The 13,732-nt window shown below is 56.0% G+C and carries 11 protein-coding genes; 8 read left to right on the forward strand and 3 right to left on the reverse strand.

Annotated elements, in window-relative coordinates; all coding sequences use genetic code 11:
* The first annotated feature begins 49 nt into the window (after window positions 1–49).
* From Yoon_RS01475 to Yoon_RS01490, 4 genes are all read left to right on the forward strand, one after another.
* On the forward strand, window positions 50–394 hold the full coding sequence (locus tag Yoon_RS01475; protein WP_238109507.1) for a hypothetical protein: 345 nt from the start codon (window positions 50–52) through the stop codon (window positions 392–394).
* Between the two features lie 239 nt (window positions 395–633).
* Window positions 634–2,244: a hypothetical protein gene (locus Yoon_RS01480; RefSeq protein ID WP_238109508.1), complete on the forward strand. Its 1,611-nt coding sequence runs from the start codon at window positions 634–636 to the stop codon at window positions 2,242–2,244.
* A 181-nt stretch (window positions 2,245–2,425) separates the two neighbouring features.
* Window positions 2,426–3,355, forward strand: coding sequence for a class I fructose-bisphosphate aldolase (locus Yoon_RS01485; protein ID WP_238109509.1), 930 nt, complete (start codon window positions 2,426–2,428; stop codon window positions 3,353–3,355).
* A 118-nt stretch (window positions 3,356–3,473) separates the two neighbouring features.
* The gene (locus tag Yoon_RS01490; protein WP_238109510.1) at window positions 3,474–3,773 is read left to right on the forward strand and encodes a septum formation initiator family protein; all 300 of its coding nucleotides are present in this window, start codon (window positions 3,474–3,476) and stop codon (window positions 3,771–3,773) included.
* 41 nt (window positions 3,774–3,814) lie between these two features.
* On the opposite strand, the gene Yoon_RS01495 is transcribed toward Yoon_RS01490, so the two are convergent.
* Window positions 3,815–4,240, reverse strand: a complete 426-nt coding sequence (locus Yoon_RS01495; RefSeq protein WP_238109512.1) for a heme-binding protein — start codon at window positions 4,238–4,240, stop codon at window positions 3,815–3,817.
* 253 nt (window positions 4,241–4,493) lie between these two features.
* On the opposite strand from Yoon_RS01495, the gene pdhA reads away from it, so the two are divergent.
* The 4 genes from pdhA to Yoon_RS01515 all read left to right on the forward strand — a co-directional run bounded on the left by pdhA (window position 4,494) and on the right by Yoon_RS01515 (window position 8,604).
* On the forward strand, window positions 4,494–5,495 hold the full coding sequence (pdhA, locus tag Yoon_RS01500) for a pyruvate dehydrogenase (acetyl-transferring) E1 component subunit alpha (RefSeq protein WP_238109513.1): 1,002 nt from the start codon (window positions 4,494–4,496) through the stop codon (window positions 5,493–5,495).
* Between the two features lie 4 nt (window positions 5,496–5,499).
* The gene (locus Yoon_RS01505) at window positions 5,500–6,861 is read left to right on the forward strand and encodes a pyruvate dehydrogenase complex E1 component subunit beta (protein ID WP_238109515.1); all 1,362 of its coding nucleotides are present in this window, start codon (window positions 5,500–5,502) and stop codon (window positions 6,859–6,861) included.
* Between the two features lie 12 nt (window positions 6,862–6,873).
* A complete protein-coding gene (locus tag Yoon_RS01510) occupies window positions 6,874–8,160 on the forward strand; it encodes a pyruvate dehydrogenase complex dihydrolipoamide acetyltransferase (protein WP_238109517.1) in 1,287 nt (428 codons plus the stop codon).
* A 105-nt stretch (window positions 8,161–8,265) separates the two neighbouring features.
* The gene (locus tag Yoon_RS01515) at window positions 8,266–8,604 is read left to right on the forward strand and encodes a carboxymuconolactone decarboxylase family protein (RefSeq protein WP_238109519.1); all 339 of its coding nucleotides are present in this window, start codon (window positions 8,266–8,268) and stop codon (window positions 8,602–8,604) included.
* A 60-nt stretch (window positions 8,605–8,664) separates the two neighbouring features.
* Here Yoon_RS01515 and cysE read toward each other — a convergent pair whose 3' ends face one another.
* Complete coding sequence (gene cysE, locus Yoon_RS01520) at window positions 8,665–9,474, reverse strand: serine O-acetyltransferase (protein ID WP_238109521.1); 810 nt, start codon at window positions 9,472–9,474, stop codon at window positions 8,665–8,667.
* 361 nt (window positions 9,475–9,835) lie between these two features.
* Window positions 9,836–13,726 carry a glycoside hydrolase/phage tail family protein gene (locus Yoon_RS01525; RefSeq protein WP_238109523.1) on the reverse strand — a complete coding sequence of 1,297 codons (3,891 nt, stop codon included), beginning with the start codon at window positions 13,724–13,726 and terminating at the stop codon, window positions 9,836–9,838.
* Window positions 13,727–13,732 lie beyond the last annotated feature (6 nt).

The following is a 13,732-nucleotide window of genomic DNA, read 5'->3' on the forward strand; positions in this document are numbered from 1 at the left end:
GCTTTAGCATTTGACTTGTCTTCGGTGTCCTGAATAGAGAAGCTCTACCATGACTTTTCTGCCCCGAAACAACGTAAAAATGTCGAACGCCGCAAAGAGTAAAATTCTTGCGGACTTTTTGACATCGCCTAGTCCAACTCAAATCACGGTTCTTCTCTACGTGATCAAGTCCACCTCAAAAGCTTCGGATGGAACGGTTTTGTCTGAGAAACGCAACTTCTTCAGTTGGGGAGCACATTGGAAGTCTGATGTGCCTTCAGCAGCGATTTGGGAGATGGGTGGGCGCAACTTCGTCATTCAAGATGGGAGGTGGGAGCCAGAGCAAAATCTTCTTTTGGGTGTTGTCGATGGCCATTTTTGCTTGAGACCGCGCACAATCGGGAACGGCAACTAAGTCCGCAATGCGGACATCCACACAAAAATTCCTGTGTCACCGCTTAACGTGTTGATTTTCGACCTTTCGGCGATGCGTGTATGCTATGCCGCCTGGCTAGCTGCGTACTGATGCGCTTACCCAGCACGTTCCAATTTGTATTGAAAAGGTCACCTTGCGCGCATTGCTCCACTTACGGTGAATAAATCACTTGATTTGTGAACATCGTTCAATTACATACATCTACATAGGAGATAACCATGAAAAAATTTACACCATTGTCAACAACAGCGGCGCTTGCACTATTGGCCGTAGCGCCCGCTGCCGCCCAAGACCGTGATCCGCAGGTCACGTTTGGCGAATTCTTTAGCCCTGACCGGATCGCGACTGCGATTGCGCACACAGGTATTTCCGCGCTGCGCACACAGATGGAATTGCAGTACGACCATATGACGGTTGACCCGATGCGCGGGATTGTCTCGCTTTCGGGGATCGTCGCGCGCCCCCAGTTGGCCTATGACCAAGCTGGGCAATGCGAGATTCTGATCGACCGGGTCACACTGTCCAGCGATTTCACCAGCCCGTTCCAAACCGAGGCAGAGATCGACATGAACCTGATCGGCGCCCATGCAACGCTGGCTTGTTTTGAGCGAGACGTGGCGGTTGCCCTGCGCACGGCTGGCTACCGTGATATGCCGATTGACCAGTTCAAAATGCGCGCCTCTTATACCTATGCGACCGGGGCCACAGCGGTGGACAGCACGATTGCGATCAACGGGTTTGGCATTTTGGATTACTCCGCATCGGGCACGATCTTGCCCCGGTTGGGCCAATACGGCATCCCTGCTGAACCTGCCGTGCGTGTGACCCGCGCGGTTGCGACGCTCAAGGATGACGGCGGCTGGGCGGCGGTTTCGCAAGTACTGCCCGAAAACCTGCGCGATCCGGTGATGATCCGCGAAATGGGCACGCAAGCCATATCCTCAGCGCTGAGCCAAGACGGGCTGCGCCCGCTTGGGGCGGTTGAACGTCGTTTCGTCGCGGATCTGATGACCCAGGTCGAGGCCTATGTCACCGATCCTGGCGAAATCACCATTGAAGCCACCCTACCCGATAACGGCATCACGCTTGAACCTGAAATGTACGCCGACCCGCTTGATCTGATTGCGGGGCTTGGGTTGCAGGTCCGTGCTGCACCAATGGCACGCTCGCAAATTCTGAGCCTTGATGCACTGGCCGCAATCCAAACACCCGACAGCCTCTCACCCGACGCAAGGATTGCGCTTGCGACTGCGTTGCTTGACGGAAACGGCGTACCGCGTAGCACGTCAATGGTTGCGGGGCTTTTGGAACCACTACTTGATACCCCTGAAACGGCAGGTGCGGCGGCGGCGCTGCTTGCGCGCGCAGAACAAGACAGCGACGTGCCAAATGCCTACCGCCACGCGCTGATTGCGGCCGCCGCTGCGGAGCCGGGCGCGATTGGGCTGCTCGACAAGCTTGAATCGCGGATGACCACGCAATCCGTGCTGGCAGCGCAAGATCGGTACCTGACATCAGTGGGTGCTGTGGCGCCACTGGAAATGGTAACCGGTGATGACCCGCGTGATTTGCGGGCGCTGTCATTGGCTTATCTTACGGGCACGGGCCAAGCCCGGTCTTATGCGCGCGCCTATTACTATGCGCTGTTGGCGGAGGCCGCAGGCGATATCGCGGCGGCATCGCTGCGCAATGAAATCATCGCACGTTTTGGCGCACGGGGACCGGAAGTGGCGCAGGCTTGGCATGCGCTTTCGGCCCAAGTCGAAGAACAGGCGGTCACAGATTGGATCAGCGCCGACCTTCCGGGGCGCTATCTAGTTACGGAATAAGCAAGTTGGCCCGCGGGTTTCTGCGGGCCAACATTTCACCAAAATTCGATTGATTTCGGAAAATACTGACTATCCACATGATGTTAACGCAAACATCTGGTATGTTAGCGCAACCGTCATTGCCCCCCACATTCTAGGTGTTAAAGCCCCTTTAGCGAATAGCAACATAGGGGTCTGCACCATGAAAACCACCAAAGCCGTCCAACGTATTCTTGCCAACTACGAGGGTGAAACACCCGGCGTGAAGGCGAACCTTGCGCGTATCATGATGGCCGGGAAATTGGGTGGGACCGGTAAGATGATCATCTTGCCCGTGGACCAAGGGTTTGAACACGGGCCTGCGCGCTCTTTTGCGCCAAACCCGGCCGCCTATGACCCGCATTACCACTACCAACTGGCGATTGACGCCGGGCTAAACGCCTATGCGGCGCCATTGGGGATGCTCGAGGCTGGCGCTGACACCTTTGCGGGGCAAATCCCAACAATCCTCAAGGTAAATTCTGCCAATTCCCTGATCCCTGACCCTGCCCCCAAAACCCAAGCGATCACCGCGTCGGTTGATGACGCGCTACGCCTTGGCGCGTCGGCCATCGGGTTCACCATCTACCCCGGATCATCCGCTGCGCTGAACATGTTCAGCGACATCGCCGAAATGCGCAAGGAAGCTGCCGCCAAAGGCATCGCTACGGTGATCTGGTCATATCCCCGCGGAGAATCCTTGGATAAAGACGGCGAAACCGCCATTGATATCGCCGCCTATGCCGCACAAATCGCTGGGCTATTGGGTGCGCACATTATCAAGATCAAACTATCGACGGATCACCTGTCCCTGCCAGAGGCCAAAAAGGTCTATGAGGCGGAAGGCATTGATATCTCCACCCAAGCAGCACGGGTCAAACATTGCGTCGATAGCGCATTGGCCGGACGTCGTTTGATGGTGTTCTCAGGCGGTGCGGCCAAAGGGGCGGATGCGGTCAATGATGATGCACGTGCGATCCGCGATGGCGGCGGTAACGGGTCCATCATTGGACGCAATTCGTTCCAACGCGACCGCAAAGATGCGCTCGCCATGCTGGCCAAGCTGATGGATATCTATCGCGGCAAGGCATAAATCTGCCCAAACCCTGTGATTATCCCCTATTTGTGAAAAATAGGGGATTCACATTGCGAATCAGATGTGCGATTCTGCCCGCAGCTATCCCCCAAGAGATGGCACCTGAGGCAAGCACATGTTCCGACGTCACCGCCCCCAAATGGGCACCCTTTTGTATTTCCTCGGCGCTTTGATGCTTGGGCTGTATTTTACCTTTGCCGCTGTGCAGGGTGATTACGGCCTGTTCAAACGTATCGAGATCCGTGCGGAGGGCGCAGCGTTAGAACAAGAACTGGCAATCCTTCAGGCAGAGGTGGGGCGCATGGAAAACCTCACCTCTCGCCTGTCGGACGATTACCTTGACCTTGACCTGCTCGACCAACAAGCACGCGACGTGCTGGGGCTGATCCGGGCGGATGAAGTGGTTATTCGGTAAACGCCTCGCAAAACCACCTCTCCTACTTTCCCAACAGTCTGCTATTTTTGGCTCTTAGCGAATGCTTGAACCCCAGCTTCGGCGACCAGCAGATCCTGTGCAGGCGATCCGGAACTGACGCCGATACCACCAACGACGTCTTCGCCTGAAAAAACAGGAAGCCCGCCGCCAATCGCAACCATGCGCCCACCCAAAGCGGATGAAATGCCGTGCGCGGGCTGGCCCGGCTGGTTGGCTTCGCCAAGCGCATGCGTGCCTTTGCGTATCCCGATTGCAGTAAAACTTTTGTCGATGGCAAGCGTAATGGCCGTGACTTTGCCGCCATCCATCCGTTCAAAGGCAATAAGATTGCCGCCCTCGTCCGTGATCGCGATACACATCGGCACATCAATTTCTTGCGCCTTGGCGCGTGCGCCTGCAATCAACACATAGGCATCATCTATACTTAGTCGGTTGATGGTTAGCATTGTCTTCTCCTACAGATTTCATTTTCGTCCAGAACGCATAGGCCTTGCGCGCGCATCTATTTCCACATGAGACGTTCTCAAATAGCAATTGGGGTCAAAACACAACGCCACACGGCACGACGCCGCCCAAGCACCACGGCTGCGTAGCCTGCGACTTCCGCCCTTTCACTTTCCCTCTCGTAATCTCCCTTCAACTCCACTATAAGATAGTTTAACGTTAAACTATATTGTGAAAAACGCTGGAGGAGCACCCATGCCGCCCAAAAAGGCCGCCGCGAAACCAAACGTCTCAGCCGAAGAATTGCTGGGCCATTACCGTGAAATGCTGCTGATCCGGCGATTTGAAGAAAAGGCGGGCCAGCTTTATGGCATGGGCCTGATCGGCGGGTTCTGTCACCTTTACATCGGCCAAGAGGCCGTTGTTGTCGGCCTCGAAGCCGCAGCAGAAGAAGGCGACAAGCGCGTTACATCTTACCGCGACCACGGTCATATGTTGGCCTGCGGCATGGACCCTAACGGGATCATGGCCGAACTGACCGGCCGCGAAGGCGGTTTTTCAAAGGGTAAAGGCGGCTCGATGCATATGTTCTCTAAGGAGAAACATTTCTACGGTGGTCACGGCATCGTTGGCGCACAAGTCCCACTGGGTGCGGGTCTGGCGTTTTCGGACAAATACAAAGGCAATGATCGCGTAACATTCGCCTATTTTGGTGATGGCGCTGCGAACCAAGGTCAGGTCTACGAGACCTACAACATGGCTGAACTTTGGGACCTTCCGGTTGTTTTTGTCATTGAAAACAATGGCTACGCGATGGGTACCTCCGTTACGCGTTCAACTAAATCCCCATCGCTTTGGGAACGTGGCGCGGCTTATGGGATCAAAGGGGAAGAAGTGGACGGCATGAACGTTCTTTCTGTCAAAGAAGCTGGCGAACGCGCTGTAGCGCACTGCCGCGCGGGCAAAGGACCTTATATCCTTGAAGTGAAAACATACCGTTACCGCGGCCATTCCATGTCTGATCCGGCAAAATACCGGACCCGCGAAGAAGTCCAGAAAATGCGTGATGAACGTGACCCGATCGAACAGGTCCGCGACATGCTGCTGACCGGCAAACACGCAACTGAGGAAGACCTCAAGGCCATCGATAAGGAAATCAAAGCCACCGTGAATGCGGCCGCAGAGTTTTCAAAAGAAAGCCCCGAGCCCGCATTAGAAGAGCTTTGGACAGATATTTACGCAGAAGTGGAGGCGTAAGCCAATGGCAACTGAAATCCTAATGCCCGCCCTCTCGCCCACAATGGAAGAAGGCACCCTAGCCAAATGGCTTGTCAAAGAGGGTGACACTGTTTCATCCGGCGACATCATGGCCGAGATTGAAACTGACAAAGCCACGATGGAATTCGAAGCTGTCGATGAAGGCATCGTTGGCAAGATTGTCATCGCCGAAGGGACCGAAAACGTCAAAGTCAACGACGTGATCGCGATCTTGGTCGAAGACGGCGAAGCGGTTCCCGAAGTCGGCGCCGCCCCTGTGGCAGCCCCTGCAGTCGCACAAACGGCGGCGCCAGCACCCGTCGCGACGGCGGCCCCTGCCGCGCCAGTCGTGGATGCCGCGCCTGACTGGCCAACAGATACGCCTGTGACATTGACCACCGTCCGCACCGCCCTACGCGATGCGATGGCCGAAGAAATGCGTCGCGACGACGATGTGTTCTTGATGGGTGAAGAGGTCGCCGAATACCAAGGTGCCTATAAGATTTCGCAAGGTCTGCTGGATGAATTCACCGCTAAGCGCGTCATCGACACACCGATCACGGAACATGGATTTGCCGGGATCGCAACGGGTGCCGCCTTTGGTGGGCTGAAGCCCATCGTCGAATTCATGACATTTAACTTTGCCATGCAAGCCATTGATCATCTTATCAACTCTGCTGCCAAAACATTGTATATGTCCGGTGGTCAGATGGGTGCGCCGATGGTGTTTCGTGGGCCAAACGGCGCTGCTGCGCGCGTAGGTGCCCAGCACTCGCAGTGTTATGCCGCATGGTACATGCAGGTGCCCGGCCTCAAGGTCGTGATGCCCTATTCTGCCGCCGACGCCAAAGGTCTGATGAAAACCGCGATCCGTGACCCCAACCCGGTCATCTTCCTTGAAAATGAAATCATGTATGGCAAGTCTTTTGATGTGCCTGACATGGATGATTTCACCATTCCCTTTGGCAAGGCCAAGATTGAACGCAACGGCGATGACGTCACAATCGTTTCCTTTGGCATTGGCGTAGGCTACGCGCTCGAAGCAGCAGAAAAATTGGCGGCCGAAGGCGTCAACGCCGAAGTGATCAACCTACGTACCCTGCGTCCGATGGATACTGAAACTATCCTTGCATCTGTGCGCAAGACAAACCGCTGCGTCACCGTCGAAGAAGGCTGGCCGCAAGGTTCTGTTGGCGGCTACATCAGCAACGTCATCATGCAAGAGGCCTTTGATTATCTTGATGCACCCGTCATCAATTGCACTGGCAAAGACGTTCCGATGCCCTATGCGGCGAACCTTGAAAAACATGCGCTGATTACAGTCGACGAAGTTGTCGATGCCTGTAAATCAGTGACTTACCGTTAAGGAGATAAAGCGATGCCAACAGAAATCCTGATGCCCGCCCTGTCACCGACAATGGAAGAGGGCACATTGGCCAAATGGCACGTCAAAGAAGGCGACACTGTCTCTTCTGGTGACATCATGGCTGAGATTGAAACTGACAAAGCGACGATGGAATTCGAAGCCGTCGATGAAGGTGTGATGGGCAAAATCCTGATCGCCGAAGGCACCGAAGGTGTGAAGGTCAATGATGTGATCGCCGTGCTGCTCGAAGATGGTGAAAGCGCGGATGACATTAGCGCAACACCCGCTGCCAGCCCAGCGGCCCCAGCCCCAGTCTCCGCGGACGCGGCCCCAATTGCCGTAGCAGCCCCTGCCCCTGCAGCACCGGCGAAAGACGGTAACCGTATTTTCGCAACGCCACTTGCCCGCCGTATCGCGGCGGACAAAGGTTTGGATCTGGCGGCGATCGCGGGCTCTGGCCCACATGGTCGTATCGTGAAAGCCGATGTCGAAAACGCTACCGCTGCGCCGAAAGCTGCTGCACCTGCTGCTAAGGCCGACGCGCCTGCGGCCGCTGCAATTGCAACAGGTCCTTCAACGGACGTGGTGCTTAAGACCTATGCGGATCGCCCCTTTGAAGAGGTCAAACTGGACGGGATGCGTAAAACAATCGCCGCCCGCCTGACCGAAGCAAAACAATCGGTGCCGCACTTCTATCTGCGCCGTGATATTCAGCTTGATGCTTTGCTCAAATTCCGCAGTCAGTTGAACAAACAGCTGGAACCACGTGGCGTGAAACTGTCGGTCAATGACTTCATCATCAAAGCCTGCGCGCTGGCGCTGCAACAAGTGCCCGAAGCCAATGCTGTTTGGGCAGGTGATCGGACATTGAAGTTCGAAAAATCTGATGTGGCCGTGGCTGTTGCGATTGACGGTGGTTTGTTCACACCTGTCCTGCAAGACGCTGATAGTAAATCGCTTTCTGCGCTTTCGGCACAGATGAAAGACCTTGCCACCCGTGCGCGTGATCGCAAACTTGCGCCACATGAATACCAAGGCGGCTCTTTCGCAATTTCCAACCTTGGCATGTTCGGCATCGACAATTTTGACGCAATCATCAACCCGCCGCATTCGGCCATTTTGGCCGTGGGCGCGGGCGTCAAAAAACCAATCGTCGGCGCAGATGGCGAACTGACCGTCGGCACTGTCATGTCATGCACATTGTCCGTTGATCACCGGGTGATTGACGGCGTTCTAGGCGCCAACCTGCTGAACGCGATCAAAGACAACCTTGAAAACCCCATGACAATGCTGGCTTAACAGCCAATCAAAATCTGATAAAAAACGGCACCTTGCGCTAAATCAAGGTGCCGTTTTGTATTTCAAGTCATGCATGAGTCAACTTAGACAATAAAGGCATCTGACATGGACTGGAAAAGCGAACTTGCCGAGGCTGGCAGCAATATCGAAAACTTCCGCACCGCACAAAGCGCCGCCAGCGATGGTTTTACGGCGATGCACCGCGCGGCTTTGGCCTTGGGGGCTTTGGATACGAAACAAAAGGAACTGATTGCGTTGGCCATCGGTATTTCAAAGCAATGCATCGACTGCATCGGTTTTCATGTCCAAGCCGCGATTAAGGTCGGTGCGACGCGCGATGAGATTGCTGAAGTGATTTCAGTATCTATGATGATGGGCGGCGGGCCAGCTTATATGTACGGCGTCAAAGCTCTCGAAGCCTTTGATCAGCTCACCGCCGATTAAGCACGCACACGAAACGGCCGCATTTCATTTTATGAATGCGGCCGTTTCGCGAGATTGGCGTTAGCTCCCATTGGGCAAGAGCTGGTTCATCGACATGGCGGGCTGCGAACAGCCTGCTTCGCCGACGATCCTTGCGGGTACGCCTGCGACGGTTTTCATGGGTGGCACATCTTCCAAAACAACTGACCCAGCCGCGATCCGGCTGCAATGGCCCACGTTGATGTTTCCCAGGACTTTGGCCCCGGCCCCGATCAGCACGCCATTGCCAATTTTAGGGTGCCGGTCGTCGTCTTCTTTGCCTGTCCCGCCAAGGGTCACGGAATGCAGCATCGACACATTGTCACCAATCACGGCTGTTTCACCAACAACGATGGAATGGGCGTGGTCGATCATGATCCCCTGCCCGATGGTTGCTGCCGGGTGGATATCGACACCGAAAATTTCACTAACCCGCATTTGTACGAAATAGGCCAAATCGCGCCGCCCTTGCTCCCACAGCCAATGGCCAAGCCGGTAAGCTTGTACGGCCTGAAACCCCTTAAAGAACATCAAAGGTTGTAGAAAGCGGTGGCACGCCGGGTCGCGGTCCACGATTGCGACGATATCAGCACGCGCCGCAGCACAAAGCGCCGCATTTTCGGCATAGGCCGCATCGGCGATTTCGCGGATGATCTGTTCTGACATCTCGGGCGAGGCGAGCTTCATTGACAAACGGTAAGCCAGCGCGCCCTCAAAGCTATTATGGTGCAATATACAGGCGTGGATCATCCCGCCGATCAGCGGTTCTGCTTCGATTGCCGCTTCTGCCTCCGTGCGGAGGCGCTGCCAAACGGGATCAACTTCGCGCAAGCTTGGGTTCAAATGTGCCATCTGGGTTTCCTTTGCCGTCAGACCCTTTGTCTAGAGTATAACCCGACCAAGGGCCAAGAACAAAGCTGTGATTTCACGCATCAACTTATGTGATTATCGGCCAAATATGTGCAAAGCGCTGCGAGGCTGCAGAGAAAACCCTTGTTGCAGGGGCCGCGCGCAATCGGCCCATCGTATTTTAAGGCCGCCGACATAAGCGTTCCATTGCCAAATTGCGGGTGCGGCTTTCCGTGCGCCATGCGATATACATCAGCTTGCTCCGCCTGCGTGCAAAGCATTGCGATCATTGCTTGCCGCGCGGGCGAAATTGCCACCACCCGCGCGGCTGTTTCTAAGTCTGCAAGTTGCACGGGGCGCATGGTTAAACCTGCAAATTCACGCCCATAAACGGCCCTGCGCCGAACCGTGCAGAGATTTGCGCGACCTCAATCCGGTAGGGTAATGCCCCCACCTCGGCGAGCCTGTTTGCATCTGAATAGGCCCATGTCGGCACCGTGGTTGTTTCTGTGCGTTTGACAATCCCGTCTTGGATGACACGGATTTGATAGCTTTCGGTATCTTCCCCCAAGGGAATTTCACCATCCGCCCAGATATCGCCATCGATCCGGCTACAGCGGATCCATGACAGATCGGTCCCGGTTGTCCCAGCCTGCGCGCGCAGATGCGCCACCGGATAGGGCCGCAGCCCGTTGCCTTGGAACGTATGCACAGCATACCGAAAGCTTGCGTCTGTCAACGGGCGTTTGGCCGGCCCGTAGCGCAGATGACGTGGTAAGCCACGCAGCGCCGAAGGAATGGTGATCTGTGTCGGTACCCCATCCATGACCACCACACGCGCCCCGACGGGCCACATATCAGGCATCAGTCCGCGACTGCCTGCTTGTCCGCGTAACAGACCCGTCAAACGATAACTGCGATCGCCAATAGGTGTCGCGGTCTGAAATTGAAGAATTTCCCATTTGTTTGGCGTACCATCCCCAATCGCGATTGTGTTCGCCCCTGATAAAAGGGCTGCTTTTGTCGCAGAACTCAGTTCTCCATTGACGAGCGTGACTTCAAGCCCGGTTTGTCTATCCCAAATTCCGACAGGCCCGGCGCCAAGCGCAGATTGCGTGGTTCCAATTGAGGCGGCGCTTTCGATCAGTGATTGCAACGTATAATCGCTGTCTTGCGGCGCCCCATAAACCGCAATCGTGCCGGGCCAAGGTCGCCCGCCCAAGGCGACATAGGGCGCGGTGGGCTGTTCATCCCCTGTCAGCAGTGGCAGGTCCATAAACAGCGCTGTCACCGGCACGGGCCCAACATAGGGTTGCAGTACAGGCCCATCACCATCATCACTGGCCGCGCGGTAGATTTCAGCATCAATACGTGTGGCCTCGATCAACCGCAGGCCGGATTCTTCGATCCGGTCTACCCGGTAACGCCCCATGTGATCGACAATATCGAGTTCGACAACGTCACCCGCCCCCACGCCCAACAATGACGGCGGCAGCGCAAAGCTTGCCTGATCACGCGCGATACGCGCCTCTTGAAGCCAACGTGTCACCGTGTTGGTCGCCTCTGACCGCGTCAGCGCAAGCGGCACTTCGGTTTTATTGACGCCGTAGGTCATACTATCGGGATGTACGGCCTCGGCGGCGATGGCGGCGTAATCAGCATCATTATCGAGATGTACCAATTGGATGCGTGCGGCAGTTTCTGCGGCAGGGGTCCGGGTCAGCGCGATGGATTGATCCTTTTCAAGGTCAATCGCCAGGTCACTAGCCGTCAATAGATGATCCGCCCGCCCAGCGCGGTTTTCAAAGACCAACACCCCGTCGCGTTCCATTGCATCAAACCCATAGGTGATCATCAGCGGCTGTAACGCCGCCCGCCCCGAGCCGATATCGCTGACCGAATAGCCCCGCACCACACCGTAAAGCCTTGAGACGTCAAACCGGGTCACACCAGAGCGGGTGCAAATCTCGGCCACGACAGAGGCAAGCGCGCGGTTGCTTGCCCGCCCGTTCAGCCAATGCCCACGTGCATAGTTTGCGCCGTCAGACCAAAGTGTGCGGTTCCCCGGAAAGAATGGATAGGGTCGTGCATCCCACGCCCAGACATGCATCCGTCCGGTGTCGACCATCGGCGCCCCATAGACGGCGGATACCGGGTTATTGGCCAGTTCACCAAAATGCCCATAGATGGCCCGCAGATATTGCATCTGCATAAAATCATCCCGGTTCCCGTTCGAATAATACGGCAGTTGCGATTCTGAAGATTTCGGGTCGATGAATTTATTGGGTTGGTTCGCCGCTTTGTCTAATGCAGCACAGCCAAATTCAGTAAACCAGATTGGTTTGCTTTGTGGCACCCAAGCCGTCGGCGTTGTGGCGCGCACCCCATTTATGCGGTTATGGTGCGGATTTTCCCACCATCCCTGAAAATCCTTATAGCGCCACAGCCATGGCTCTCCCAACCCGTCAGTGATCGGGGTGCGCAGCTGGGCCTCGCGTGCTTCGGGGCTGGGGTAATACCAATCATAGCCTTCACCGCCCGCAACATTGCTACGCAGATAGTCCAGATTGTAGATCGCCCCTGCGTCAATATCAGCGTGGTCTTCACCATCACGCCAATCCGCAAGCGGCATATAGTTATCCACCCCGATGAAATCGATATTTGCATCCGCCCAAAGCGGATCAAGGTGAAATAGCTTATCTGCCGTTCCTGCGGGTTGATACCCGTGGTATTCAGACCAATCGGCCGCATAGCTTATTTTGCAGCTTGGCCCAAGGATCGCCCGGACATCCGCAGCCAGTTGGATCAGCGCATCCACAGCGGGAAAACTATTCCCCGCCCCGCGAATTTGCGTCAAAGCGCGCATCTCAGACCCAATACAAAACGCAGATACGCCCCCTGCGGCAGCACAAAGATGTGCATAGTGCAGAATAAACCGCCGGTATCCCCAATCGGTTGGGCCAGTATAGGACACCCGCGTGCCGCTGACATCGAAATCGCTGGCCTGCGCATCCCCCATAAAGGCCGCCACCTCTGCTGCTGCGGCGGCAGTGCCATCACTGGTGCCATCCATGTTCGGGGCAAGCGCGGTTGTAATCCGTCCACGCCAAGGCAGTACAGGCTGACCGACATCCGCTGTCCACGGATTAGGCAGGCTGTTCCCCGAGAGCTGTTCCATCAAAATAAACGGGTAGAACACCGCAGACAGGCCACGCGCATTCATATCTTGTAGCGCCTCGACCACTGCCGCATCAGAGGGCGTCCCGCCATAAACAGGGTCGCCATCAAGTTCAGGCGATATTTGCGCAGTGCTGCGGGTCAGCCCCGACACACGCCAGCGCATCCCCTGCGCGTCAGCTTCGTCTTGTTCCACCTTTGGAATGATGTCGCATTCACCACAGCGCAGGTCATTGCCAAACCAAGACACCACCAACATCACCGATTGACAGGCGGGGATCTCTCCTTCGAGCGCTTCCATTGATGCGCTAAAATCACTTTTCCCCATAGGTGTATTGGTATTCACCGCTGTCTCTTCGCCAAAACTTTGCGACATATAGACCTGTGTTGTGGCCAGCGCATATTCCCCAGTCCCTGGGATCAAAGCCACACCTGTGACCAGATCACCCAGTTCATCGGTGCCTGGGCGCGTTACCTCAAACGTCAGTTGCGGGATACGGTTGCCGAATTGGGCCAAGGGCATATCTTCGAACACGACGTAGGCGGTGCCACGGTAGGCGGGCGTATTTTCAATGCCTTCAACCGCCGCAATTTTGGGATCGGCCTGCTGATCAAGCGCCCCCGTATAGACCCGCATATTCAAATCATCTTGCGCGACCTCGGTGCCGTCTGCCCAGATGCGGCCAACGCGGCCGATCTCACCTTCGCACAGCGCAATCGCAAGACTTACGGAATATGAAAACTCGGTCACTTCGGGGGTCGCGGGCGCACCTTTGCCGCCGCCAGAGGTCTTGCTGCGTTCTTTAAACTCCGATGCCCAGATCACCTGACCCGGCACGCGCATGCGCCCGTAAATTTGCTGAATGTCGGCGCCTTCATCCGCACCGGTGAGGCGCAGACGGTCGACACGGCCTGTTTCAACCGGGTCGCTGCCCGCGCCCATGATTTTTTGGTCAATCTGGCGTCCAATCGCAGCCCCTGCGGCGCGACCAATTGTTGCCATAGAAAGCCCCAAGACAGAGCCGCCGATAGACCCGCCCAGCGCCATACCCGCTGCGGAAAGAACGATTGTCGCCATGACCTG

Source organism: Yoonia sp. I 8.24 (assembly GCF_022096995.1).
Taxonomy (GTDB): Bacteria; Pseudomonadota; Alphaproteobacteria; order Rhodobacterales; family Rhodobacteraceae; genus Yoonia.

Excerpts from the sequence above, each read along its gene's own strand:
- Yoon_RS01475 (WP_238109507.1), top strand. The coding sequence starts at position 50 with ATGACTTTTCTGCCCCGAAACAACGTAAAAATGTCGAACGCCGCAAAG.
- Yoon_RS01480 (WP_238109508.1), top strand. The coding sequence starts at position 634 with ATGAAAAAATTTACACCATTGTCAACAACAGCGGCGCTTGCACTATTG.
- Yoon_RS01485 (WP_238109509.1), top strand. The coding sequence starts at position 2,426 with ATGAAAACCACCAAAGCCGTCCAACGTATTCTTGCCAACTACGAGGGT.
- Yoon_RS01490 (WP_238109510.1), top strand. The coding sequence starts at position 3,474 with ATGTTCCGACGTCACCGCCCCCAAATGGGCACCCTTTTGTATTTCCTC.
- Yoon_RS01495 (WP_238109512.1), bottom strand. The coding sequence starts at position 4,240 with ATGCTAACCATCAACCGACTAAGTATAGATGATGCCTATGTGTTGATT.
- pdhA (WP_238109513.1), top strand. The coding sequence starts at position 4,494 with ATGCCGCCCAAAAAGGCCGCCGCGAAACCAAACGTCTCAGCCGAAGAA.
- Yoon_RS01505 (WP_238109515.1), top strand. The coding sequence starts at position 5,500 with ATGGCAACTGAAATCCTAATGCCCGCCCTCTCGCCCACAATGGAAGAA.
- Yoon_RS01510 (WP_238109517.1), top strand. The coding sequence starts at position 6,874 with ATGCCAACAGAAATCCTGATGCCCGCCCTGTCACCGACAATGGAAGAG.
- Yoon_RS01515 (WP_238109519.1), top strand. The coding sequence starts at position 8,266 with ATGGACTGGAAAAGCGAACTTGCCGAGGCTGGCAGCAATATCGAAAAC.
- cysE (WP_238109521.1), bottom strand. The coding sequence starts at position 9,474 with ATGGCACATTTGAACCCAAGCTTGCGCGAAGTTGATCCCGTTTGGCAG.
- Yoon_RS01525 (WP_238109523.1), bottom strand. The coding sequence starts at position 13,726 with ATGGCGACAATCGTTCTTTCCGCAGCGGGTATGGCGCTGGGCGGGTCT.